This window comes from Microbispora cellulosiformans (assembly GCF_008728085.1).
In the GTDB taxonomy this organism is placed as follows: Bacteria; Actinomycetota; Actinomycetes; order Streptosporangiales; family Streptosporangiaceae; genus Microbispora; species Microbispora amethystogenes.
The window spans coordinates 76,336-99,188 of the sequence record NZ_VYTZ01000019.1 but is presented as its reverse complement, the minus strand read 5'-3'; the positions used below and the strand labels follow the sequence as shown (position 1 = coordinate 99,188).

Sequence of the window (22,853 nt, the reverse complement as noted above, 5' to 3'; positions counted from 1 at the left end):
CCTCTCGCGGACCGTCACCGACGACCGGCGGCGCGCCGATGTCCGGGCCGCCCTGGCGGACGTCGGCGAGCGGCTGCGCGAGGGACGGCGGCGCTGGCTCGACGCGTACGCCGAGGCGCGGGCCGAGCTGGGGTTCCCGACGCACGCCGCGCTCGTGCGGGCGCTGCACCCGGAGGTGGACCGGTTCGCCGTCCACGCCCGGAGCTGGCTCGACGCCACGCGGGCGGCGTTCCTCAAGCGCTGGGACGACTGGCGGGCACGCGACGCGATCTCCACCCCGTCCATGGGGGACGCCCGCCTCGTCGCCGCACGCGCCGTCCTGCCCGAGGGCGCCGGCGGCGCGCTCGACGGCGTCCGCTCCACCGTACGCGCGTGGGGTTTCGGCGGATGTCTGGACCGCGTCGTCGTCGACGACGTCGCACGGCCCGGCAAGTCGGGCACGGCGTTCTGCTCGCCGGTCGCGCCCCCGGCCGACGTGCGCGTGTCCGTCACGCCGGGCACGACGCTGGGGCACCACGCCACGCTGCTGCACGAGTTCGGGCACGCGCTGCACTTCACCGCGGGCGTCCGGCACCCCGCCGACCTGTGGCGCACGCATCCGGCGCTGACCGAGGCGTTCGGCTTCACCCTGGAACGGGTGGTCCGGCGGCCGGACTGGCAGCGGCGCCACCTCGGCGTCACGGTGGACGCCGAGGCCGTGGAGCGCCTGGCCTTCGCGCGCGAGCACGTCCGGCGCCTGGTGGCGACCAGCCTCTGCTACGAGATGGCCGTCCACGACGGCCACCCGGACCCGGCCGCCGAGTACGCGCGCTCGTACGAGCGGGAGTTCGGCGTCGCGGTGGACCGGGGGGCGGCGTGGGATCGGCTGCAGACCTATCTGGAGGGCAAGCCCTGCTACCCGCTGCTGTATCACCAGGCGTTCGCGCTGCGCGAGACGCTCTGGGACCACCTGGCCGGCCGGGCGGGGGAGCGGTGGTACGCGGGCCCGGACGCCGGGCCGGCCCTGCGGGAGCTGTTCGAGAGGTTCGCCCAGGGCGAGGGCGCGGAGGAGTGGCTGTCACCCGGCGGCGTCGCGCTCGGACAGGTCCACGGCGAGGGCGAGCTCGGCCCTGGCCGGGCCGGTCAGCCTCACCAACCGGTCGTCGGCGGGCAGGCCGTCGATCATTTCGAGCGTGCGCCGTGAGACCGGCCAGGAGGGGAACATCCGGACGGCGACCGTACGCGCCGGTTCCCGGTCTCCGGCGGCGGCCAGCAGCGGGGGGACGTCCCGCGCGTAGCGCCGCGCGAACGGCGCGAGCAGGTGATGGTGCGCCGGGTGGGCGAAGCCGTCGGCCAGCGCGCGGACCTGTGCGACGCTCCCGCTGCCGAGGATGGTCGTCCACGCCCGCTCCTTGGCCTCCGCGGTGGGCACCGACGCGTGGAGCCGCTCGGCGAGCCGTTCACCCACGGCGGTGAACGCGCCGGTGACGTCGTCCAGGGGCTCGCCGTGCGCGACCAGGCACCGGGCGAGCCTCTGGCGTAACGCGTCGTCCACGGCGATCGGGGCCGCTCCGTGGAACCACTTCCGCACCGTGCCGACATGGGCCTCCGTCAGCGCCGCATCCGCGACCGCCCGCGCCGCCGCCAGCCTCTGGTCGGCGTCGCCGTCTGTGTCGCCGTCTGTGTCGCTGTCTGCGTCGCCTTCCGGGGCGCCGACGACGTCCAGCAGGCGGTCCACGTACGACGGCCAGCCGTGGGCGCGGGCCCAGCCCTGCTCGGTGTAGGCCGTCAGCACGGTGGCGGCCCGGACGAGCAGCCGCTGGAACACGCCGATCTGCGTCTCCGCCGTCAGCCCGCCGAGGATCATCGTCAGGAACCGTCGCGGCGGCAGCTCCCCGTGCCGGACCATGTCCCACGCCGCCGTCCAGCAGAGCGATCGGGCCATGGGATCGGTCAGCCGGCCGATCCGGTGGACGACCTCCTCGACGGAGCGCGGGTCCAGCACGATCCGGCAGTACGTCAGGTCGCCGTCGTTGGGCAGCACCAGCGCGCCGGACCGGGCGCCGACGAGCGCGTCCACGCTCGTGCGCGGGCCGTCGGCGTCGAGTTCGTGCCTCCGTACGCGGACGAGATCGCCGTGGCGGTCCTCCGCGTAGACGCCGACCGCGAGACGGTGCGGCCTCGGCGACCCGTCCTGGAGCAGGTCGAAACGCGTGAAGCGCCCGGCCTCGTCGACGTCGAAGCCGGCCCGCACCTCGGTGAGCCCGGCCGTCGTCAGCCAGGCGTCCGTCCAGGCGGTCAGGTCCCGGCCGCCCGCCTTCTCCAGGGCGCCGAGCATCTCGGCCCGGCCGGCGGTGCCGTGGGAGTGGTCCGCGAAGTAGAGCCGCATACCCTCCAGGAAAGCGTCCATCCCCAGGCGCGCCACGAGCTGGCGCAGCACGCTCGCGCCCTTGTGGTACGTCAGCGCGTCGAAGGCCGACCCGGCGGCGTCCACGTCGGGGACGCCGGTCACGACCGGGTGGGTGGAGGGTGACTGGTCCAGCAGGTACGCGTGCGCCTTCTTGCCGGCGGCGAAGTCGGCCCAGGCGTCGGCGTCGTCCGTGAGCCGGGTCAGCGCGTGGACGCCCGCCCAGGTGGCGAACGCCTCGCTCAGCCACAGGTCGTCCCACCAGCGCAGCGTGACGAGGTCGCCGAACCACTGGTGGGAGATCTCATGGAAGATCATCTCGTCCCGGCGGCGGTGCGCGTACCGGGTCACCGCGCGGTCGAAGACGAACGTCTCCGCGGCGAACACGCAGGCGGCGTTCTCCATGGCCCCGAAGTTGAACTCGGGCACGAAGCACAGGTCGAGCTTCCGGAACGGGTACGGCGTCGCGAACGCGTCGGCGAAGAAGGTCACCCCCGCCCGGAGCCGCTCCAGCAGCACGGCCGGGTCGAGGTGCGCCGCCAGGGAACGCCGGGCGTGCACCCCCAGGGGCACGGCGCCCGGCCGGTCCGCCGTCCACGACGCCCACGGCCCGGCCGCCACCGCCACGACGTACGTGCTGATCGGCGGGGTCGGCGCGAACCTGTGGACACCCGTGGTGCTGGAAAGCACGGGGGCGTTGGACAGGACGGTCCAGCCGTCGGGAGCGGTCACGCCGATCGTGAAGGGCGCCTTGAGGTCGGGCTGGTCGAAGCAGGCGAACACCCGGGGGGCGTGGCCGGGCTGCAGGTGGCTGTAGACGTACACCTCGTGGTCGGCCGGGTCGGTGAACCGGTGGAGGCCCTCGCCGCCGGTGGAGAAGTCGTAGTCCGCCTCCACGGTCAGCTCGTTGACGGCCGCCAGATCGGGCAGCCGGATCCGTCCCGCGCCGTCGTACTCGACCGGCCGTCCGTTGAGCACGGCGGACCGCACCCGCCGGGGCAGCGCGTCCGCCCAGCTGGAGGCGCCCGGCCGGGCGCAGGTGAAGCGAATCGTGCTCCTGGACCGGAACACCGGTTCCCCGGTCCGGCTCAGGTCGACGTGGAGGTCGTAGGACCGCACGCGCAGCAGGGCGCCACGCTCCGTCGCCTCGGCGTGGGTCAGCGGGGGACGCGGTATGACGAGACCTCCTGGGCGGAAGGGTTGTCTAGACTCGTGGGTGATGCGGCCGGGTGACCCACGCCCGGGGCGCTTAGGGAGAGGACCCGATCGCCATGGCCGAGCACGACGAGCCCGTGCTGCTGCCGCATGAGGATCTTCCCTCGGTCGAACCCGGTGTGCCGCGCCCGGCGCGGGTGACGGAGCCGATGACCCAGGAGCAGAGCGTCGCGCTCGCCGCGGGCTTCAAGGCGCTCGGCGACCCCGTACGGCTGAGGCTGCTCTCCCTCGTCGCCTCTCATCTCGACGGCGAGGCATGCGTGTGCGACCTCGTCGGGGCGTTCGACCTCACCCAGCCGACCATCAGCCATCACCTCAGGGTTCTCCGGGACGCCGGGCTCGTGACGTCGACTCGCCGGGGCACCTGGGTCTACTACCGGGTCGTGCCCGACGCGCTCACCGCACTGACGGGCATCATCGCCCTGCCCTCCGTCGCCGCGGGATAGGGAAATCGGCGGACCGTCGTGTATTGACGCCGTCATCGCGAAATCGATGCGCGAATAACGCCACATGCGAATGGCTTCGTAGTGATTGTAACACCTATATTGACGCTCATCAATACCCATTTTCGGTACGACCCCGTGGCATTGTTAATGATTTGTTGCCTCACGTCAAGGATCTTGACCTTGTGGAATAGAGCCTGTTAGCTGACTGCGGATGGCGGATCACTGAAACCACCTCGACTCCCTGTGACGCGAATACTCACTCGTGCCGTGCCATGCGGCGATATCTGTACGGAGCACCGTTACCAGAAGTGAGGCGAACGCCGGTTGATCACCTTCATGACCTTGAGCGGGTTTCTCGGAGCGGGCAAGACCACCACTCTCGTCGCGGTCGCGAAACATCTCCAGTCGCAGGGCCGCAGGGTCGCGGTCATCACCAACGACCAGGGCACCGAACTGGTGGACACCCAGCTCGCCAAGTCAGAGATCGCGGAGGCCGGCGAGGTCACGGGCGGATGTTTCTGCTGCCGGTTCGAGGACTTGCTGACCGTCGCGCAGCGCCTGGTCGACGGCCACAATGTGGACACGCTGCTCGCTGAGGCGGTGGGCAGTTGCACCGATCTGCAGGCCACCGTCATCCGGCCGCTCAGCGCCCACTACGGTGAACGTTTCACGCCCGCCCCTCTCCTGGTCGTCGTCGAACCGGAAAGGCTCGACGCGCTCCGTACGTCGCTGCCGCTGGACGACACGGAGTCGGACATGTCCTATCTGTTCGGCAAGCAGTTACAGGAAGCCGACGTGATCGCGCTCAACAAGATCGACCTGCTCGGCGCGGCGGAGGCCGCCGCCGTCATCGCGGACCTGCGCGAGCGATACCCCACCGCCACCGTGCTCGGCTACTCGGCGAAAACCGGTGAAGGCCTCGAACAACTGGTGTCCCTCTGGCTGGGCTCGGAGCCCGTGGGGCGCGGCCTCGACATCGACTACGACCGCTACGCCAACGCCGAGGCGGCGCTGGCGTGGCTGAACCTCAGCTTCGACGTGACGGCGGCGGAGGGCTTCGACCCGGACGCCTGGGCCCGTGCGCTGCTGGAGCACCTGTCCGCGACCGCCGCCCGCAACGGCTGGATGATCGGCCACGTGAAGGTCAGCCTGGAGTCCGCCGGTGACCTGAGCAAGGTGAGCGTGACCGCCGGCGGCGCCGAGCCGACCGTCGACGCCGTCGCGGGCAGGACGTTCACCGAGGCGGAGGCACGGCTCAACGCCCGCGTCGCGTGCGAGCCCGACGAGCTCGACGCCGCGGTGGCCGAGGCGGTGGAGGTGGTGTCCGCCGCCACCGGCACGTCGGCCGTACAGAGCGCCGGCGTCCCGTCGTTCAAGCCCGGCTATCCACGTCCCACCTACCGGATCCCCGCCGCGGCAGGATGAGATGGAATCGGGGGCGGCCGGCGCTCGCCGCCGCCCCCGCCCGCGCGTGAAGGAGGCCGCCGTGGCCCATGAGGAGATCGTCGACCGCTACTCCAGGTTCGCCAGGACCGCGATGACCGGCCGGCCCGGCCACGACCCCGCCTCATCGGACGACGCTTCCTTCGAGGAGGGTTGCTTCGGCGCCGCCGGCTACGACGACACCGACGCCTTGCCCGACGGCGCCCTGCGCGCCAGCCTGGGCTGCGGCAATCCCGTCGCCGTCGCCGACCTGCACGAGGGTGACGTCGTGCTCGACCTCGGCTCCGGCGGCGGGATCGACGTCCTGCTGTCCGCCCGCCGCGTCGGTCCCACCGGCAAGGTCTACGGCCTGGACGCCAGCACCGACATGCTGAACCTCGCCCGCGACAACGCCGCACAGGCCGGCGTGACCAACACCGAGTTCCTGCACGGCACCATCGAGCACGTCCCCCTGCCCGGCCGTACGGTCGACGTGGTCATCTCCAACTGCGTCATCAACCTGTCCGACGACAAGGCCGCCACGTTGGCCGAGGCGTTCCGCGTCCTGCGCCCCGGCGGCCGCTTCGGCGTCAGCGACGTCGTCGCCGACGACTCCGTACCCGACCAGGACCTGCGCCGCCGCACCGAGACCCGCATCGGGTGCACGGCCGGTTCCCTGACCGCCGGCGAGTATCGCGCCCTGCTCCTGGACGCCGGCTTCACCGGCATCAGCATCACCCCGACGGCCGACCACGGCGACGGAGTCCACTCGGCCATCGTCAAGGCCGCCAAGCCGCCCGTCGCCCCCGGCTTCGAGATCCGCCCCATGCGGGCCGAGGACGCCGACCAGGTTCTGAGCGTCTACCAGCTCGGCCTCGACACCGGCCACGCCAGCTTCGAGACCACCGCCCCGACCTGGGAGACCTTCAGTTCCGCCCGCCTCGGCCACCTGCGCTACGTCGTCGCCGACACCCGTACGGGCCGGGTGGTCGCCTGGGTGGCCGCCTCCCGCGTCTCCGCGCGTCCCGTCTACGCGGGCGTCGTCGAGCACAGCATCTACGTCCACCCCGATCACGGTGCCCGGGGCCTGGGCCGGGCCCTCCTGGACGCCTTCGTCGCCGCCAGCGAGGACGCCGGCGTCTGGACCATCCAGTCCGGCGTGTTCCCCGAGAACACGGCCAGCCTGGCCCTGCACCGGGCGGCCGGCTTCCGCGTCCTCGGCACCCGTGAACGCGTCGGCCGCCATCACGGCGTCTGGCGCGACGTCCTCATGATCGAACGCCGCAGCCCCGCCGTCTGACCTCACCGGCCCCGTCAGGGGCGGACGACCACGCCGGGGGCGGGCCCTTCAGCCCGCTCGCCCGGCGGGTGAACCGCGCCGTCACCGGGTGATGTGCTCGCGGTGCCGGGAGCCGCTGATGCTCTCGGCGACGCCGATCAGCGCCACGGAGGCGATGACGGCGACGACGAAGCCGAGCACGTTCAGTTCGAAGATGTCCCCCGTGCCGAGCAGGTTGGCGATGACACCGCCGATCACCGAGCCGGCCAGTCCGAGCAGCAGGGTGGCCAGGATGCTCAGGTGCTGCTTGCCGGGCTTGATGAGACGTGCCAGAGCCCCGATGATCAACCCTGCGACGATGAACCCGATCAATGCTCTGCCCTCCTGTTCAGGTCCTTGCGCACCGGCGGCCGGCCGGTGCCGTGCCTGACTCTCCGCTGCCCGGGCGGCACCCGATAAACCTCGGCATGATCGCGGGCGGCGGCTCGTCGTCCCGGGAGGCCACGGAACGCGGGCGGCGCGGCAGTGGGAGAATGGCGAGAGTGACGGCGAGAACCAGTGACATCGAGAAGGCGGCCGCTGTGCTGCGCGCCGGAGGCCTGGTGGCCCTCCCGACCGAAACCGTCTACGGTCTGGGCGCCGACGCAGAGAACCCCGCCGCCGTCGCCCGCGTCTTCGAGGTCAAGGGGCGCCCGCCCACCCACCCACTGATCGTCCACATCGGCGGCGCCGAGCACCTCGGCGACTGGGCCGAGGACGTCCCGGCGACGGCGCGCCTGCTGGCCGAACGATTCTGGCCCGGGCCGCTCACGCTGGTTCTGCGGCGTGGCCGCCGGGTGCCTCTGGAGGCGACCGGTGGCCTGGAGACGGTGGCCCTGCGCGTGCCCGATCACCCCATCGCGCTCGCACTGCTGTCGGCCTTCGGCGGTGGTGTCGCGGCCCCGTCCGCCAACCGCTTCGGCTCGGTCAGCCCCACGACGGCGGACCACGTCCGCGCGGAGCTCGGTGACGCCGTCGACTTCGTGCTGGACGGCGGCCCGTGCGAGGTGGGCGTCGAGTCGACCATCGTCGACGCCACGGGCGACACCCCGAGCGTCCTTCGGCCCGGCGGCGTCACGCGCGAAGACCTCGAAGCGGTGCTGGGGCGTCCGCTCGCGGTCCACTCGACGAGCCGCGTCCGAGTGCCGGGCCAGCATCCGTCGCACTACGCGCCGCGTGCGCGGGTCGTCCTGGTCGAGCCCGAGAAGGTCGTCGCAGAAGCGGAGCAGGCGCAGGAGCTAGGGCACCACGTGGGCGTCTTCCTTCCCCCGTCCATGGCCGACGCTCAGGTGAAGGCGCACGCCGTGGTCGAGGTCCCCGCTTCGCCGGCCGCCTACGCGCGCGGGCTGTACGGGTTCCTGCGTGAACTCGACCTGCAGGGATGCGACCTCATCGTGGCGTCCTTGCCGGTGGAGGAGGGGCTGGGACTCGCGATCGCCAACCGCCTCCGCCGCGCCGCGGGCCCCCGCCCCTCCCAGTGACCGGCGCCGCTGTTCGACATCACTGGTGGCGCGGTTCGGCCTCCGTGGCGGGAGGGGTCGAGCGCAGCAGGCGCAGGATCGCCGCGCAGGCGAGGTAGGTGATCAGCGCGACCGCCGGCATTCCGGACACGGTCGGAGCCGTACTGGGCCACAGGCTGTTGGCGAGCAGGGCGAAGGCGACTCCCGCGAAACCCGCCAGGGCCAGCCACAGCCGGACGACCCGACGGGCCGCCATGCGGGTGAGACCGGCCGGCACCGGTATCCCGAGCCGTCGGGAGCCGCGCGTCTCGATCGGGCCGAAGATCGCGACGAGCGGCGCGAGGACGACGGTGAACAGGGCCAGCAACGGGAGCCGCCAGGCCAGCCACGCGGCCGATCCGGCCTCCGGAGTCGGCAGCACCCCGGCGACGTGAAGCGCGGCGACGAGCAGGATCGCGGCGGAGACGTGCCAGAGGAAGATCGTCATGATCGCCGAGTTGACCGCGACCACGGCCGTCCACCGGCGGGTGTGCCGCAACCATCGCTCGCCCCGATCCCGCAGCAGCAGCGCGGCCCCGATCTGGGCGGTGGCGACCGCGAGCAGGGCCAGGCTGGGCGGGGACATGTTGTGCAGCCGCTCGCCCGGCACGTTGATCATGCTGATCGGGTAGGGACCGGCGAGCGTGAGGAGGAGCAGCGCGCCGACCCCGCCGAGCAGGAGCGGCACGGCGACGCGTGGGCGGGCAAGCAGGCCGTCCCGCCAGGCGAAACCCATCTGGTGGACGGCCAGCCAGCCGAACAGGAAGTTGCCGTTCCCCCAGAAGTCGTGGCCGAGGAGACGGGCCACGTCGCCGGCGGCGACGAGCCCCACCAGCACCGGCGCGACGGCGAGCCCGTACCGGCGGTGGAGGGCGTGCATCGGCGGGGTCAGTACGACCACCATCAGGTAGGCCACGAGGAACCACAACGGGATCGAGGCGAGCCAGACCACCGTACGAACCCGGGCGGGGTCGGCGTCGAACAGGCCGGCCGCCAGCGCGCCGCCTCCCATCACCAGCACCAGGGCCGTGGTCGGCGGGACCAGCCGGCCGCTCCGCCTGATCAGCCACTCGGCGGCGTTCCCTCCGCGCCGCCGCTCCGCGGCCAGGGAGACCGCGTTCGCGTACCCGCCGACGAAGAAGAACACGGGCATCACCTGGACCACCCAGGTGAGCGGCTGCGCCCACGGCAGGTCCGGCAGCGCCGACCGGCCGGTCAGCTCGCCGTGCTCGTTGTAGCCCACCACCGTCGCCAGCCAGTGTCCGAGGACCACCGCGACGATCGACACGGCTCGCAACAGGTCGACGAACCGCTCCCGCGACGGCGGCGTCCGCTCCGCGAGCCGCCGCACCTCCCACGACGCGGCCCCCATGTCCCGCATGTTCCCCGGCAGACGTGGAGATACCGGCGGACGAGAGCCCCATGGCACCGGGCCCCGGCGCCCTAGGTGCGGCCGGACACGCGGTTGCCCCGGCGGCGCTGGAAGCCGCACCGGGGAATTTTTGTCACCCCCGTCCTCCCGGGGCCGGACCGGATGGCGACACGACCAGTCCGGCCCGGTACCGCACCATGTCGCACACGATCACGGACAGCATGGCGGCGCCCAGCGCCATCGCCCAGCCGACGGGTGGCACAGGCACCAGGGCGAGCGGCGCGCCCAGCACGGGGATCACCGTCACCAAGATCTGCAGTGCCGCGGTGGCCGTCACCGCGACGAGGACCGAACGGCCTCGCCACCAGCCGCGCTCGAAGGTCCGGCGGCGGGCCCGGACGACGTAGGCGAGGGTCAGGCGGGCGAAGACCAGTGCGAGCACGGCCTGGCTGCGGACCTGTTCCTCACTCCAGCCGAGGCGGCGGGCGACCTCGACGGCCGAGAAGACGAGAGCGCCGACGGCCACCGCTCGCAGCGCGATCCGGGTCAGGACCGGCCAGGAGAGCAGCCCCCCGGTGGGGCGCAGCGCCAGCGGGTCGCCGGCGGGCCGGTCGACGCCGAGCGCGATGGCGGGAATGCCGTCCAGCACCAGGTTGATCCACAGCAGCTGCACGGGAAGCAGCGGCACGACCAGATCCGGCCAGGCGATCAGGCCCGTGAGGACGATGAGGATCTCCGCGAGGTTGCCGGTGAGCAGGTATCCGACCATCGAGGACACGTTGTGGCGCAGTCGGCGTCCTTCGCGTACCCCTGCGACGATGGTGCCGAGGTCGCCGGTGGTGACGACGACGGAGGCCGCCTCCCGGGCCACGTCCGTTCCCTCCTCACCGGCCATGGCCACCCCCACGTCGGCGTTGCGCAGTGCCGGGGCGTCGTTCACGCCGTCACCGGTCATCGTCACGACCTGGCCGTCCTCGCGCAGGGCGCGTACCAGGTCGAGCTTGGTGCCCGGGTCGACACGGGCCAGCACGGCCGCCTCGCGCAGCCGGGCCGACCGCTTCGAACGCCCGTCGTCCGCGCCTCCGAGGGCCTGGAGCGCGGCACCCGTCACCACGGGTTCGGCGGTGATGCCCACCTCCTCGGCGATGGCGCGGGCGGTGTCGGCGTGGTCACCGGTCACCATCACCACACGGATTCCGGCGGCGCGGCAGTCCGTCACCGCCCGCGCCGCCGAGGGCCGGATCTCGTCACTGAGCGCGACCAGGCCCAGCGCGCGCAGCCCCGCGGCGTCCAGGTCGTCGGTGCGCTTGTCGGCGAGCGCGAGCACCCTCATGCCCCGGTCCGCCAGACCGGACACCGCTCGCGCCAGCCGCTCGGTCTCGGGGCCGGGGACGCACCGGGCGAGCACCACCTCCGGGGCCCCCTTGACGGTCAGCAGAGGCCTGTCCTCGTTCGTCGCGGTGATCACCGCCATCGACCTGGTCTCGGCGTCGAACGGCCGGGCGGCCAGCCGTTCCTCACCGGGCGGCGGCCGTAGTCCGTGCCGCTCGGCGGCCGCGGCGAGGGCCACGTCGACCGCGTCCCCCAGCCCGTCGCGGGCGTCGTTGCAGCGCAGCGCGCCACGCCACAGGTCGATCTCGGACGCCGTGACGTGATCGGTCACGGTGAGGTGCCCGGTGGTCAGCGTGCCTGTCTTGTCCGTGGCGATGACGGTGGTCGCGCCGAGCGCCTCGATGGCCGGCAGCCGCCGGACGATCACGCCGAGCGCCGCCATGCGCTGGGAGCCGAGGGCCAGCGCGGTGGTGACGGCGGCGGCCAGGCTTTCCGGCACGGCGGCGATGGCCAGCGCCACCCCTGCCAGGATGATGTCGAGGAGCGCGGCCTCGCCCCGCTGGACCCGGCTGAGCCCGATGAGGATCATCACGCCGCCCGCCATGACGGCGACCAGGCCGATCCGCCGCGACACCTGCGCGAGTTCCACCGCCAGCGGGCCCTTGACGCCGCCGCCCAGCGCGGAGGCGATGCGTCCCATCTCGGTACGGGCACCGGTGCGGGTCACCTCGGCGACGCCCGAGCCCCGGACGACGAGCGTCCCGGCGAACAACTCGTCATGGCGGTCGGCGAGCGTTCCGCCGGCTCCGTCTGCCTGCGCGGCACGTTTGTCGGACGACAGCGACTCTCCGGTGAGCATGGACTCGTCCACGCCCAGCCCGGTCGCCTCCGACAGCCGCGCGTCGGCGGGTACGCGGTCTCCGGCCGCGACCTGCACGACATCGCCCGGTACGACCTCGGCGGCGGGGATCCTCCGTACGGCGCCGTCACGGACGACCTTGGCCATGGGGGCGGTGAGGGTGCGCAACGCCCGCACGGCATGGTCGGCCTTCGTCTCCTGGCTCACCCCGATGACGACATTGACCAGGAGAATGGTCAAGATGGCCAGGCCCTCGGGAATCTCGCCGAGGACGATCAGGGTGACCAGTCCGGCGATCAGCAGCAGGATCGACATCGGGTCGGCGAGCTGGCGGGCGGCCCGGACGGGCAGGCGTGGCGGCCTCGGCTGCGAGAGCTCGTTCGGCCCGTACTCGGCCAGCCGCTCCGCTGCCGCACGCTCGCTCAGTCCGGACGGCTCCCGCACGGTGATCCCCATGCACTCAAGCAGATCATCGAGACGTACGGGGAGGCCGCAGGCCAAAGGCACCCCGCCGGGGGACCTTCGGCCCACGCTGCCGCCCGCCGGCCACCGTCGTGGGGCGAAGTACCGTCCGGATCGGTGCCCGATGTCCCCGCACCCCACCGCTCTGTCACTCGGCCATGCGGGCGGCCATCTCGACGCACCTGTACGCGTGCACGGTCGTCATGAAGCCGCGGACGACGCCGACGTTCTCGTGCTTCACCATCGGGGCGACGCAGTTGGTGGTGCAGGAGGCCATCGAGACGATCTGGTGGCGGCGGGGGTCGTACGCCGCGTCGTTGACGCCGGGGACGATCGTGACGTCCACGCTCCTGCCGGGCGCGGAGACGAGCACCCGGCGGGCGCCGCCCTTGAGGTGGCGGGCCGCGTCGTCCCGCGTGCGGAACCTGCCGGTGGCCTCGATCACCAGATCGGCGCCGTAGGCGGCCCAGTCGATGTGCGCCGGATCACTGTGCGCGGTGACCGGGATGCCGCGGCCGTCCACGTCGACCATCGTCCGTTCCGGCGCGGAGCGGCCGTAGAGGCGTAAGTGCCGCGGACAGAGGCGCAACAGCCCTCGTGCGAGGGCCTTCCGCCTCTCCGCGGGCGCGGGGTGGCGGCGATGGGATGCGGAGTGTCAAGAGGAGGAAGAGATGCGTGTGAAGGTCGCCCAGGTCATGGCCTCCGACGTCCCTGTGGTGGAGGAGAGCACGCCGTTTAAGATCGTCGCCCGGGTGCTGATCTCCGCGGACATGGGCGCCGTGCCCGTGGTCGACTCCGACCACCGCGTCATCGGTGTCGTCACGGACGCGGACCTGCTGCTCAAGGAGGAGTTCAAGGATCAGTACGCCCACGAGGGCTACCAGCCGCCGCTGCGCGCCCGGCTGCGGCACCTCTTCGGCCGGCCGGGACGCGGCCGGCGCGAGAAGTCGCGCGGTGACACGGCCGCCGAGCTGATGACGTCCCCGCCCGTCACGATCGGCCCGGAAACGGCGGTGGTGTTCGCCCTCCGTCTCATGGACCGGCACGGCGTCACGCACCTGCCGGTCGTCGGGAAGGACGGCACACTGGAGGGCATGGTCGGCCGGCATGACCTGCTGCGGGTCTTCACCCGCCCGGACGCCGACATCGCCCGCGAGATCACGACCGGCACGTTCGGCCGTTCCCTGTTCCGCGACCTGGCCATGGTGACCGTGACGGTCGACCAGGGTGTCGTGACACTGACCGGTCGTCTGCACTGGCGCAGCGACGCGCTGACGTGCACCCGGCTGGCACGCGGCGTGAACGGTGTGGTGGACGTGATCGACCACCTTGAGTGGGAGGAGGACGACACCCGCACATGGCGCCACCGCTGACCCGAAGGCCATCGGTCAGGGGGAGGTCACGTCCTCATCGGCCCGCGCGGACGACGGCCACGGGAACCGTCGCGTGGTGGAGCAAGGCCTGGGTGACCGACCCGAGGAGCAGCCCACTGAACTCCCCGTGGCCGTGAGAGCCGACGACCAGCAGGTCCGCGCCCTGCGACGCCTGCAGCAGCGCCTCCACGGGGTGGCGCCGGACGACCTCCTCGGTGACCCGCAGGTCCGGGTACGGCTCCCGCCGTCCGGCGAGGGCCTCGGCGACCATCCGCACCTGCGCCTTCTCGTCGTCGAAGTCGTCGGGCACCGGCCCCACTCCGCGGCCCGCCTCCAGCGGGCTGTAGGCGTGCACGACCCGCAGGCCGGCACCGCGCAGCGCCGCCTCGGCGAAGGCGAAGTCGAGTACGCGCGCGTAGGCGGCCGATCCGTCGATGCCCGCGACCACCTCTCCTCGCGGGGGCGCGGAAGGCTCCCGCACCACGACCACATCGCATGGGGCGCGCCCGGCCACGCCGTGCGCGACGGAGCCGAGGAGCAGCCCGCGGAACCCGCCCAGGCCGTGATTGCCGACAACCAGCAGATCCGCCCCCATGGACGCCTCGATGAGCGCCGGGCGCGGATCGCCGGCCAGGATCGCGGTGTCGACCGGCACCTCGGGCGCCTCCGCCCGGACCCGTCCCACGGCGGTGGTCAGCACGTCGTCGGCACCATCGCGCATCCAGGCCGCGATCTTCGCGTACCGGCCCTGTGCGGTGCCGGAGGCGGCCCAGGCCGGGATGGCGTTGGCCACCCGGAGCGGGACGCCGCGCAGGCCGGCTTCCCGCGCCGCCCATGCGGCGGCTTCCAGCGCGGCATGCGAACCGTCGACCCCTACCACGATCATGTTGTCCCCTCTCATTGCGCATAGGCCTTCATGGAACACCTCGTCCGGGCCGGGGCGCAGCGCTGAAGGTCCCGCCGGGCCGAGACCTATGGCCCGAACGCGGCCGGTGGTGTGAGGCCCTTCGGCTGGGACGTTCTGCTCTGCCGCGTACGCCGCCGAAGGTGTGTGCTTGGTGCGTCGGCATCGAGACAAGGAGGTCACGATGACCCTTATCGAGCGGAGTCCGGGCCGGTTCCCCTTCCCCGACCTGCTGGAGCTGCTGGAGAGCCCGGTCTACGGATTCCGGCCGTTCGGCCAGATCATCCGAGTGGAGGACTTCGTCGCGGAAGGCCGGTACGTGCTGCGGGCGGAGCTGCCCGGCATCGACCCCGACAAGGATCTGGAGGTCACCGTCGGGCACGGCGTGCTCCACATCCGGGCCGAGAAGGCCAAGGAGGCCAGGGACACCAGGGAACCGCGCCGCTCCGAGATCACTTATGGCGCGTTCTCCCGCTCGGTCACGCTTCCCCCGACGGCCAGGGAAGAGGACGTGACGGCCGTCTACCGGGACGGAGTCCTGGAGGTCACCGTCGGCCTGGGGGAGGAGCACAAGACGGCGGACCGCAGGGTCGCCGTTCAGCACTGACCGCGAGGCAAGCCCTCACACGAGAATGGGCGGGGAGCCGGACTCCCCACCCGTTCTCGTCGGCCGGTGGCCGTTGCCGCCGAGGACCGGAGATCGAAGACACATGTGCGAGTACTGCGGCTGCCAGGATGTGACCGCGATCGGTGAACTGACACGTGAGCACGACGTGGTGGTCGACCTGATCGGAGACGCGCGTACGGCGCACGCAGCCGGCGACGTGGACACGCTGGCCGCCATAGCCAGGCGCATCGCCTTGGTCCTCGGCCCGCACACCGAGGTCGAGGAGCACGGCCTGTTCCCCGCCATGGCCGTGGAGTTCCCCGACCACATCGCGGGGCTGGAAGCGGAACACCGGCGCGTCGAGGCCGTCGTGGGCGAGGCCGAGCACGGCACACCTGCCGACCCTGGCTGGCCACTCAGGCTGCTCGACGTCCTCAACCTGCTGCGCGCCCACATCCTCAAAGAGCAGGACGGGGTGTTCCCGGCGGCGCTGGCCTGCCTGAGCACCGCCGAGTGGGAAGCCGTCGAGGCGGTCCGCGCTCGAGTCGGCACGTCGGCGCAGGTCGCTGCCGGCCCGCCCCGGCGCTGATCACGACCTGTCAGCAGATCGGCGACATCGCCAGAGGCATCACCGAGGTCCCCACTGATCGTAAGAATGGGACCATTCGTCTGCGCGGACGCCTTCCCCGCGTTCCCGAGAACTGAGAGTGGATCCCCCCGCATGCCTCTGTCTGTAAGGGTTGCCCGGAATCTGATTTGGTTCCAGGCGACACTCACCCTGCTTGGCCTCGTTCTGCTCATCCTGGAGTCGGTCCTCGACCCCGGCGATGTCCTGGAGGACCTGCTCTACGCCCCCTTCTACGTCCCGCCACTCGTCACCGGCTGGTTGGCGAACCAGTGGCGCACCCGTCGCCCACGGATCCGTCACGCCACCATCGCGGTCCAGGCCGCCATCCCCCTGATCGACTTCATCGACTTCTTGGTGGAAGGCACTTATACGTGGGTCCTGAGCGCGCCCTGGTCCGCGCTCATCGTGACTCTGCTCCTGCTTCCTCCGGCGAGAACCTGGTTCACCCCTACGCTGCAAATCCCCGGAACCCCGTCGCAGCCGGCACCGCCCGTTGCCACCTGACAGCCCTCGACCGCCTGCGGACGATCGCGCGCGCGATCAAGAGGGAGCCGATCAGGGCCGGGAGCAGCCAGTAGGCAACGGGGCCCGGCCCCATGGCCGATGTACTCGCCGACGGCCTGCTCGCCTCGTACGACGACCAGATAGGTCGGTTCGGCGATCCGGATGCGGCGGCCCTGGCCGCTCTGGCGGACTTCGGCGACGCCGACACCGTCACCGCCGCCTTCGTTCGTGCCTCACCGGCCAGGAAAGCCGCATTCACGCTGCTCGTGGCCGGGCCGATCGCCGGACTGGGTTGGGGAGCGGTTCTCGTCACCGCCGACGGCTGGGCCTCGGCGATCCCCCTGGCCTCACGCCTGGCCCTCGGTCTCCTGCTCGGCTCGGTCGTGCTCATGCTCGTGATCGCCGTACGGGAACAGCGGCGCTGTCGCACCGTACGGCTGGCCGCCCCGGGTGGCGCTGGAACCGTCGCTGTCTTGGACACGGTCATGCTGGGCACGGTCGTCACGCTTGTGCCGCCGCCGTCCTTGCTGCTGCTCGTGGCGCTGACCGGCAGTGTCGCGAGGATCATGCTGGCGGCGCGAGCGATTCCCGCGCTGATCACACGTCTACGACCATGCTGCGGCATCGTCTCGCCGAAGCGCGCCCGCTGGCAGGAGGCCGCGACGGGGCGCTGCCGCTGACGCGGGCACACCGCCCGGCCTCGCTGAGCTGGGCAGTGGGCGACCAGAACGGCGGGATCAGCTTTCCTGCCGAATGTCGATCTCGGTGATCAGGGCCTGGACGCGGGCTTTGATCTCGTCGCGGATCGGGCGGACGGCCTCAACGCCCTTGCCGGCGGGGTCGTCGAGGGCCCAGTCGAGGTACTTCTTGCCGGAGAAGATCGGGCAGGCGTCACCGCAGCCCATCGTGATGACAAAGTCCGAGGCTTGGACGGCCTCGGGAGTGAGCACCTTGGGGCTCTGGCCGGAGATGTCGATACCGACCTCCTTCATCGCCTCCACGGCGGCCGGGTTGACCTGCTCGGCGGGCAGTGACCCGGCGGAGCGGACCTCGATGCGGTCGCCGGCCAGGTGGGAGAGGAAGCCGGCGGCCATCTGGGAGCGTCCGGCGTTGTGCACGCAGACGAACAGCACGGACGCGACGGGAGCAGTCATGGGCATCTTCGTTCTTCCTTGCCAGCGGTGGCGTGGATGCTGATGGCGGCGTGGGCGTTGATGGCGGCGGCTGGGGAGTCGGATTCACATCGGCACCGGCTGGTGTGACAGTATCAGTACATGCTGATGTCAGTCGACACTGATCTATTGCGGGTGCTGGCCGATCCCCTGCGGCTGCGGATCGTGACTCTGCTCGCCAGGGAGACGTTGTGCACCACGCATCTGGTGGAGGAGACCGGTGCCCGGCAGACCAACCTGTCCAACCACCTGAAGGTGCTGCGAGATGCTGGGGTGGTGGAAACCGAGCCGTGCGGCCGGTTCACCTACTACCGGCTCAAGCCTGACGTCATCGCCGCTTTGGCGGGGCGGTTCGCCGACCTGGCCGAGACCGCTCACGCCACCGCCGCCGCCGACAGGAAGAGGGCCTGCCCATGACGGCCACCGCCCCCGCACGCGGCGGAGTGGTGGGCAAGCTGTCGCTGCTGGACCGCTTCCTGGCGGTGTGGATCCTGGCCGCCATGGCCCTGGGCCTCGGCCTGGGCCGCGCCGTCCCGGGCCTGAACGACGTGCTGTCGAAGGTCGCGATCGGCGGTATCTCCCTGCCGATCGCCCTCGGCCTTCTGATCATGATGTATCCGGTGCTGGCCAAGGTCCGCTACGACAAGCTCGACGCCGTCACCGGTGACCGCCGCCTGATGATCTCCTCGTTGGTCGTCAATTGGGTGATCGGCCCAGCCGTGATGTTCGCCCTGGCGTGGATCTTCCTACCGGACCTGCCGGACTACCGTACGGGCCTGATCATCGTCGGCCTGGCCCGCTGCATCGCCATGGTCATCATCTGGAACGACCTGGCCTGTGGCGACCGCGAGGTCGCCGCCGTCCTGGTGGCGCTCAACAGCGTGTTCCAGGTCCTGGCGTTCGGCCTGCTCGGCTGGTTCTACCTGCAGGTGCTGCCTGGCTGGCTCGGACTCGGCCAGGGACAGAACCTCGACATCTCCGCATGGAAGATCGCCCTCAACGTCGTCATCTTCCTCGGCATCCCGCTGCTCGCCGGATTCCTCACCCGCAACCTCGGTGAGCGCCGGGTCGGCCGCGAACGCTACGAGAACGAGTTCCTGCCGAGGATCGGCCCCTTCGCGCTGTACGGGCTGCTGTTCACGATCGTGATTCTGTTCGCCTTGCAGGGCCAAACGATCACCTCCGAGCCCGCCGACGTCGCCCGCATCGCCCTGCCGCTGCTGGCCTACTTCGCCCTGATGTGGTTCGGCGCCTTCGCTCTCGGCAAGGCCTTGGGCCTGCCGTATGACCGCACCGCCACGCTGGCCTTCACCGCGGCCGGCAACAACTTCGAACTCGCGATCGCGGTCGCCATCGCCACCTTCGGCGTCACTTCCGGCCAGGCCCTGGCGGGGGTCGTCGGGCCACTGATCGAGGTCCCCGTGCTGGTGGCGCTGGTCTACGTCTCCCTAGCCTGGCGCCGCAGATTCACCTCCACCGTACGGTGAAGATCGCCGGAGGGGGCGTCGGTGAGTGAGGTCTCACGAGCCCCAGCAAACGACTCCTGATCGCGGCCCTCACGAGAACCTGTTTTGGATCCCCTGCATGCCTCTGTCTGTAAGGGTTGCCCGGAACCTGGTCTGGTTCCAGGCGACACTCACCCTGCTCGGCCTCGTTCTGCTCATCCTGGAGTCGGTCCTCGACCCCGGCGATGTCCTGGAGGACCTGCTCTACGCCCCCTTCTACGTCCCGCCACTCGTCACCGGCTGGTTGGCGAACCAGTGGCGCACCCGTCGCCCACGGATCCGTCACGCCACCATCGCGGTCCAGGCCGCCATCCCCCTGATCGACTTCATCCACTTCTTGGTCGAAGGCATTTTCACGTGGGTCCTGACAGCGCCCTGGTCCGCGCTCATCGTGACCCTGCTCCTGCTTCCTCCGGCGAGAACCTGGTTCACCCCTACGTTCCAAACCGCCGGAACCCCGTCGCAGCCGGCACCGCCGTCGCCACCTGACAGCCCTCGACCGCTAGGGCCTGGTGCTATGGGCGCAATCGGGTTGCCTGCGGCGTCTGGTCAGGCAGCGACCGCGGGGAACACCACGAGCGATCCGTCGCTGCTTCGTTCGATCTCGATCGCAACGTCAGTCTGGTGGATTCCCACGTTGAGACCATCACCCAAGGCGCGGAGGCGATATACGGCTTTGAGCAGGTCGTTGACCTCGCCCTGCGTGAACATGATGCTCAGGAAGCCGCCTTCACGCTTCAGTTCGAGAGTCGACAGTCGAAGAAGGACCGAGTTGATTCCTGTCTCCAACTCGTCGACGCGACGCTCGTCGTCGTGCAACGTTCCGATGAAACTCTTGAACGGATTGTCCGTGCCCGCCAGTTGAGCGTGTTCGACGGCCTGAAGCACGAGCACTCGGCGTTTGAGAGCGATGGCGAGTCGTGCAAGCTCCAGGTGCGCGCGGAATGTACCGCCTTCCTCGTTGACACCGGGGAACGATTTCGTCAACGCCCCGAGCTCAACAGGGCCCTCGGGCAGCTTGGCCAACGCGTCCTGCCACTTCATGAGCCGACGCTTGGCCCGTTCGATCGCCGTGCTGATCGCGTACGACGAAGTGTCCAGTCCCAACGACGGGCCGATTCTGCCCTGGTCGAGGAGGATCGACGTCGCCTTGTCGATCGCGTCCCGGCAACCGTCCAGCTCGCTGCGTTCGTCCTCGAGGTTGTCCTCGTGTAGCTGCTCCAGGAGGTCGGTGATCCGCTCGATCGCCTCCTGGCGTTGGTGATCAGCGTAGGCGCTGACGCCGACCGCGACGGCCATCAGCACGAGTGGCGCGGCCACGGTCAACGCTCCGGCGCTGGCCGCAGCAACACCGGCTGTGGTGGCCGAGCCGGTCGCGGCACCCGCGACAGCGGCCCTGCCGCAAACGGGCACGAACGTGGCACCGGCTGTGATGCGGCCACTGGAGTTGACCAGCGCGCTGTAAATCCCTCCTGCTGATGCCTTCATGGGCTGGACGAGTCCCTGACCGACCTGGGCGGCGACCTTTGCCGGCACCACCATCCGGTAGAGCACCTCACCGGTGGCGGCGACGTTCAGCGTCGGAGGCGCTGACTCCGCTGTCCGAGCCACGAGTTGTGACAACTGCTGAGCGAGCGGACTGGCCGCATGGAGCGAAATCCCACCCTTCCGATCACCCTTGGTTGATATCGGATGCGCTTCCAGCGTGGCGATGGGGGAATCCGCAAGTGTTGCCAGGACTGTTCGCAGTTCCGCGAGTCGGGCCGGCGTCATCCCCTCATCACCCAGCACGTTCGGCACGCTTAAGGCCTCCGTGGCGAGCGTCCATACCGGCACGTGCACCTCGGTATTACCAGTGGTCATGCCTTGTCCCTTCTCCGAACTGGCATAACCATAGCCCTTCGCTTGCAGGCCTGGATGACTCAGCATTTACCGAGCGCCTGAAGTTTTCCGCTTGCCGGAGATTTCTATCTGATCGTCCTGTTCATTCATGCATATGGCATGTCGAGCCGCGCGCGAGGCGTTTGAATGGACGGCCAAATCCCTTGGTCTACAGGGGGTTGCGGTCACTCCTTTCTGCCTCGCCCGGTCACCCGTGTACTGGTCAAACGGTGACGGCAGGATGCGCGGCCGCAGCCAGCAGATGAGCAAGACAGGGCCGACCGCGCGACGCCGCGATCCGGATCCCCGGCACCGAGCGCGGAGCACGCGATCGGCACCGGGGAGGGATGTACCGCGGTTACGTCGAGGCGACCGTCAGACGGCCGTGCGCGACCACTGCTGGTTGGTGCCACCGTTACACGCGTACTGCTTGAGGATCACACCATCCGCGGTCGACGCGGAGGGTACGTCCACGCATTTGCCGCTGTGTCGTGCCCGGAGCTGGAAGTAGCCACCGTTGGCGACCATCTGGAACTGCTGGTTGTTGCCGGTGCCGCAGGTGTACTGGATGAGTTCGGCGCCGTCGGCGGTTGAGGCGCTCGTCACGTCGAGACACTTTCCGCTGTGGCGGCTGATGATGCGCCAGTAGCCGCTGCCGGCGTCCTGGAAGCGCCACTGCTGCCACGCGTTGCCGTTGTACGTGTACTGGTCGACGCGCGCGCTGTTGTTGGTGCTCGCCTGCTGGACGTCCATGGCCTTGCCGCTGTGGCGCGCGTCGATCCGGTAGAACGTGTCCGGCTGGGGCGAAGACGAAGACGAAGGCGAAGGCGAAGGGGTGGAGTCGCGGACGGTGTCGCCCCAGCCGTAGCGGACCCGGTCGGCGCCGGATTGGTTGCGGACGGCCAAGGTGAGGTTGGTGCCGCTGCCGCCGAGGGCGTACATCGAGTACCAGTCGTAGCCGATGGTGCCGGGTTTGCCGCCGAGCGCGGGCCAGTAGGTGCCGCCCATCTGGTTGTCCCGCATCACCTGGGCCACGGCGCGGAGGTAACGCACGAAGTTGTCGGTGCTGTTCGCGTCCCCGTAGTTGAGGCCGGTGGACATCGGCGCGCCGTATTCCGTCGCGACCGCGCGGGAGGCGCAGTTGCCCAGAAGCGTCTGGATGTGGCTCCGGAAGCCGTCGTAGGTCATCGCGCCGTAGAAGAAGGCGTAGTAGTGGAAGGACAGCAGCGTCGAGTTGAAGCGGCTGTCGTTGCAGATGTCCCGCAGGTCCTGGCTGAAGCCGGTGCCGCCGATGAGCACCCGGCCGGGCGCCGCCGAGGAGTGAGCGCTGAGCCAGTTCGCCGCGACGTTGCGCCACTCCGCCGACGAGTAGCCGTGCGGCTCGTTCATCGGCTCGAAGTAGACGTTGCCGTTCGAGCCGTACGTGCTGATCACGCTGGACCACATCGCGTTCCATGCGGAGAGGTTCGTGATCCTGCCGCCGGAGGCGGCACCGTCCTCCCAATAGGCCAGGATGACCTTGAATCCACGTTCGGTGGCGGCGTCGATGGCGCCGCGGTAGGAGTTCCACCAGGTCGTGTTGGCCACAGTGTGGGTGTTGATGGGCAACCGGACGGTGTTGACCCCCATGATGTATTCCATGTAGTCGTAGAGCGAGTTGGCCTTGGCCCGTACCGTCGCGTTGCTGTCGGACTGGCTCAGGCCCTGCACGACGAGCGTGCCGGTGCTGAAGTTGTCACCCAGCACGGCCCAGTTCATGCCGCGGAACTGGCTGGTGGCGGCATTGGCCGACGGCGCGGAGACGAGGGCTGTCACTGCGGTGAGCGCGGTCACCACAAGGGCGATCAGCAACCGGCGCATCGGCCGGATGCTCCGCGACGGTCCTGATAAGTAATTATCAGACGCCATGCTCAGTGCCATGAATTCTCCCATCACTAGATCTGAATCGCTGAATCGACTTTCCGCGGC

General features: G+C 70.5%; 20 protein-coding genes. 11 read left to right on the top strand and 9 right to left on the bottom strand.

Going from position 1 to position 22,853, the window contains the following annotated elements; all coding sequences use genetic code 11:
* Positions 1–1,057 precede the first annotated feature (1,057 nt).
* Entirely contained in the window at positions 1,058–3,505 is a 2,448-nt protein-coding gene (pepN, locus tag F5972_RS33760) for an aminopeptidase N (RefSeq protein WP_263641884.1), read from the bottom strand.
* Between the two features lie 152 nt (positions 3,506–3,657).
* Here pepN and F5972_RS33755 point away from each other — a divergent pair, with 152 nt between their 5' ends.
* The 3 genes from F5972_RS33755 (at position 3,658) to F5972_RS33745 (ending at position 6,769) form a co-directional block, all read left to right on the top strand.
* Positions 3,658–4,047 carry an ArsR/SmtB family transcription factor gene (locus tag F5972_RS33755; protein WP_150939694.1) on the top strand — a complete coding sequence of 130 codons (390 nt, stop codon included), beginning with the start codon at positions 3,658–3,660 and terminating at the stop codon, positions 4,045–4,047.
* Between the two features lie 324 nt (positions 4,048–4,371).
* On the top strand, positions 4,372–5,472 hold the full coding sequence (locus F5972_RS33750; protein WP_263641883.1) for a GTP-binding protein: 1,101 nt from the start codon (positions 4,372–4,374) through the stop codon (positions 5,470–5,472).
* Positions 5,473–5,533: 61 nt separating this feature from the next.
* On the top strand, positions 5,534–6,769 hold the full coding sequence (locus F5972_RS33745; protein WP_225312134.1) for a GNAT family N-acetyltransferase: 1,236 nt from the start codon (positions 5,534–5,536) through the stop codon (positions 6,767–6,769).
* An 81-nt stretch (positions 6,770–6,850) separates the two neighbouring features.
* Here the strand turns inward: F5972_RS33745 and F5972_RS33740 are convergent, their stop codons facing one another.
* Positions 6,851–7,096: a GlsB/YeaQ/YmgE family stress response membrane protein gene (locus F5972_RS33740; RefSeq protein ID WP_225312133.1), complete on the bottom strand. Its 246-nt coding sequence runs from the start codon at positions 7,094–7,096 to the stop codon at positions 6,851–6,853.
* A gap of 194 nt (positions 7,097–7,290) precedes the next feature.
* Between F5972_RS33740 and F5972_RS33735 the strand changes: the two genes are divergently transcribed.
* Positions 7,291–8,268: an L-threonylcarbamoyladenylate synthase gene (locus tag F5972_RS33735; RefSeq protein ID WP_225312132.1), complete on the top strand. Its 978-nt coding sequence runs from the start codon at positions 7,291–7,293 to the stop codon at positions 8,266–8,268.
* A gap of 19 nt (positions 8,269–8,287) precedes the next feature.
* Here the strand turns inward: F5972_RS33735 and F5972_RS33730 are convergent, their stop codons facing one another.
* The 3 genes from F5972_RS33730 to F5972_RS33720 all read right to left on the bottom strand — a co-directional run bounded on the left by F5972_RS33730 (position 8,288) and on the right by F5972_RS33720 (position 12,900).
* On the bottom strand, positions 8,288–9,658 hold the full coding sequence (locus tag F5972_RS33730; RefSeq protein WP_150939685.1) for an acyltransferase family protein: 1,371 nt from the start codon (positions 9,656–9,658) through the stop codon (positions 8,288–8,290).
* Between the two features lie 133 nt (positions 9,659–9,791).
* A complete protein-coding gene (locus tag F5972_RS33725) occupies positions 9,792–12,305 on the bottom strand; it encodes a cation-translocating P-type ATPase (protein WP_150939683.1) in 2,514 nt (837 codons plus the stop codon).
* A 154-nt stretch (positions 12,306–12,459) separates the two neighbouring features.
* Positions 12,460–12,900, bottom strand: coding sequence for a glyceraldehyde 3-phosphate dehydrogenase NAD-binding domain-containing protein (locus F5972_RS33720; RefSeq protein WP_225312131.1), 441 nt, complete (start codon positions 12,898–12,900; stop codon positions 12,460–12,462).
* A gap of 82 nt (positions 12,901–12,982) precedes the next feature.
* Here F5972_RS33720 and F5972_RS33715 point away from each other — a divergent pair, with 82 nt between their 5' ends.
* Positions 12,983–13,684: a CBS domain-containing protein gene (locus tag F5972_RS33715; protein ID WP_150939678.1), complete on the top strand. Its 702-nt coding sequence runs from the start codon at positions 12,983–12,985 to the stop codon at positions 13,682–13,684.
* A gap of 34 nt (positions 13,685–13,718) precedes the next feature.
* Here the strand turns inward: F5972_RS33715 and F5972_RS33710 are convergent, their stop codons facing one another.
* Complete coding sequence (locus tag F5972_RS33710) at positions 13,719–14,570, bottom strand: universal stress protein (protein WP_150939676.1); 852 nt, start codon at positions 14,568–14,570, stop codon at positions 13,719–13,721.
* Between the two features lie 202 nt (positions 14,571–14,772).
* Between F5972_RS33710 and F5972_RS33705 the strand changes: the two genes are divergently transcribed.
* The 4 genes from F5972_RS33705 (at position 14,773) to F5972_RS33690 (ending at position 17,007) form a co-directional block, all read left to right on the top strand.
* Positions 14,773–15,195 (top strand): Hsp20/alpha crystallin family protein, encoded by a 423-nt coding sequence (locus F5972_RS33705; protein WP_150939674.1) that lies wholly within the window; start codon positions 14,773–14,775, stop codon positions 15,193–15,195.
* Between the two features lie 130 nt (positions 15,196–15,325).
* A complete protein-coding gene (locus tag F5972_RS33700) occupies positions 15,326–15,784 on the top strand; it encodes a hemerythrin domain-containing protein (protein ID WP_225312130.1) in 459 nt (152 codons plus the stop codon).
* Positions 15,785–15,916: 132 nt separating this feature from the next.
* Positions 15,917–16,327, top strand: coding sequence for a hypothetical protein (locus F5972_RS33695; RefSeq protein WP_150939670.1), 411 nt, complete (start codon positions 15,917–15,919; stop codon positions 16,325–16,327).
* A gap of 92 nt (positions 16,328–16,419) precedes the next feature.
* A complete protein-coding gene (locus F5972_RS33690; protein ID WP_150939668.1) occupies positions 16,420–17,007 on the top strand; it encodes a hypothetical protein in 588 nt (195 codons plus the stop codon).
* Between the two features lie 57 nt (positions 17,008–17,064).
* On the opposite strand, the gene F5972_RS33685 is transcribed toward F5972_RS33690, so the two are convergent.
* Complete coding sequence (locus F5972_RS33685; RefSeq protein WP_150939666.1) at positions 17,065–17,481, bottom strand: arsenate reductase ArsC; 417 nt, start codon at positions 17,479–17,481, stop codon at positions 17,065–17,067.
* A 120-nt stretch (positions 17,482–17,601) separates the two neighbouring features.
* On the opposite strand from F5972_RS33685, the gene F5972_RS33680 reads away from it, so the two are divergent.
* The gene (locus F5972_RS33680; RefSeq protein WP_150939664.1) at positions 17,602–17,916 is read left to right on the top strand and encodes an ArsR/SmtB family transcription factor; all 315 of its coding nucleotides are present in this window, start codon (positions 17,602–17,604) and stop codon (positions 17,914–17,916) included.
* Positions 17,913–18,986, top strand: a complete 1,074-nt coding sequence (gene arsB / locus F5972_RS33675; RefSeq protein WP_150939662.1) for an ACR3 family arsenite efflux transporter — start codon at positions 17,913–17,915, stop codon at positions 18,984–18,986. The genes F5972_RS33680 and arsB overlap by 4 nt, the downstream gene beginning before the upstream one ends.
* Before the next feature lie 567 nt (positions 18,987–19,553).
* On the opposite strand, the gene F5972_RS33670 is transcribed toward arsB, so the two are convergent.
* Both F5972_RS33670 and F5972_RS33665 read right to left on the bottom strand, forming a co-directional pair.
* Positions 19,554–20,867: a hypothetical protein gene (locus tag F5972_RS33670; protein WP_150939660.1), complete on the bottom strand. Its 1,314-nt coding sequence runs from the start codon at positions 20,865–20,867 to the stop codon at positions 19,554–19,556.
* A gap of 393 nt (positions 20,868–21,260) precedes the next feature.
* Positions 21,261–22,745: an RICIN domain-containing protein gene (locus tag F5972_RS33665; protein ID WP_225312129.1), complete on the bottom strand. Its 1,485-nt coding sequence runs from the start codon at positions 22,743–22,745 to the stop codon at positions 21,261–21,263.
* Between the last annotated feature and the right edge of the window lie 108 nt (positions 22,746–22,853).

Coding starts and splice junctions, on each gene's coding strand:
- F5972_RS33685 (WP_150939666.1), bottom strand. CDS start 17,481: ATGACTGCTCCCGTCGCGTCCGTGCTGTTCGTCTGCGTGCACAACGCC.
- F5972_RS33755 (WP_150939694.1), top strand. CDS start 3,658: ATGGCCGAGCACGACGAGCCCGTGCTGCTGCCGCATGAGGATCTTCCC.
- F5972_RS33665 (WP_225312129.1), bottom strand. CDS start 22,745: ATGCGCCGGTTGCTGATCGCCCTTGTGGTGACCGCGCTCACCGCAGTG.
- F5972_RS33690 (WP_150939668.1), top strand. CDS start 16,420: ATGGCCGATGTACTCGCCGACGGCCTGCTCGCCTCGTACGACGACCAG.
- F5972_RS33695 (WP_150939670.1), top strand. CDS start 15,917: ATGCCTCTGTCTGTAAGGGTTGCCCGGAATCTGATTTGGTTCCAGGCG.
- F5972_RS33725 (WP_150939683.1), bottom strand. CDS start 12,305: ATGGGGATCACCGTGCGGGAGCCGTCCGGACTGAGCGAGCGTGCGGCA.
- F5972_RS33730 (WP_150939685.1), bottom strand. CDS start 9,658: ATGGGGGCCGCGTCGTGGGAGGTGCGGCGGCTCGCGGAGCGGACGCCG.
- F5972_RS33705 (WP_150939674.1), top strand. CDS start 14,773: ATGACCCTTATCGAGCGGAGTCCGGGCCGGTTCCCCTTCCCCGACCTG.
- F5972_RS33710 (WP_150939676.1), bottom strand. CDS start 14,570: ATGATCGTGGTAGGGGTCGACGGTTCGCATGCCGCGCTGGAAGCCGCC.
- arsB (WP_150939662.1), top strand. CDS start 17,913: ATGACGGCCACCGCCCCCGCACGCGGCGGAGTGGTGGGCAAGCTGTCG.
- F5972_RS33680 (WP_150939664.1), top strand. CDS start 17,602: ATGCTGATGTCAGTCGACACTGATCTATTGCGGGTGCTGGCCGATCCC.
- F5972_RS33670 (WP_150939660.1), bottom strand. CDS start 20,867: ATGACCACTGGTAATACCGAGGTGCACGTGCCGGTATGGACGCTCGCC.
- F5972_RS33715 (WP_150939678.1), top strand. CDS start 12,983: ATGCGTGTGAAGGTCGCCCAGGTCATGGCCTCCGACGTCCCTGTGGTG.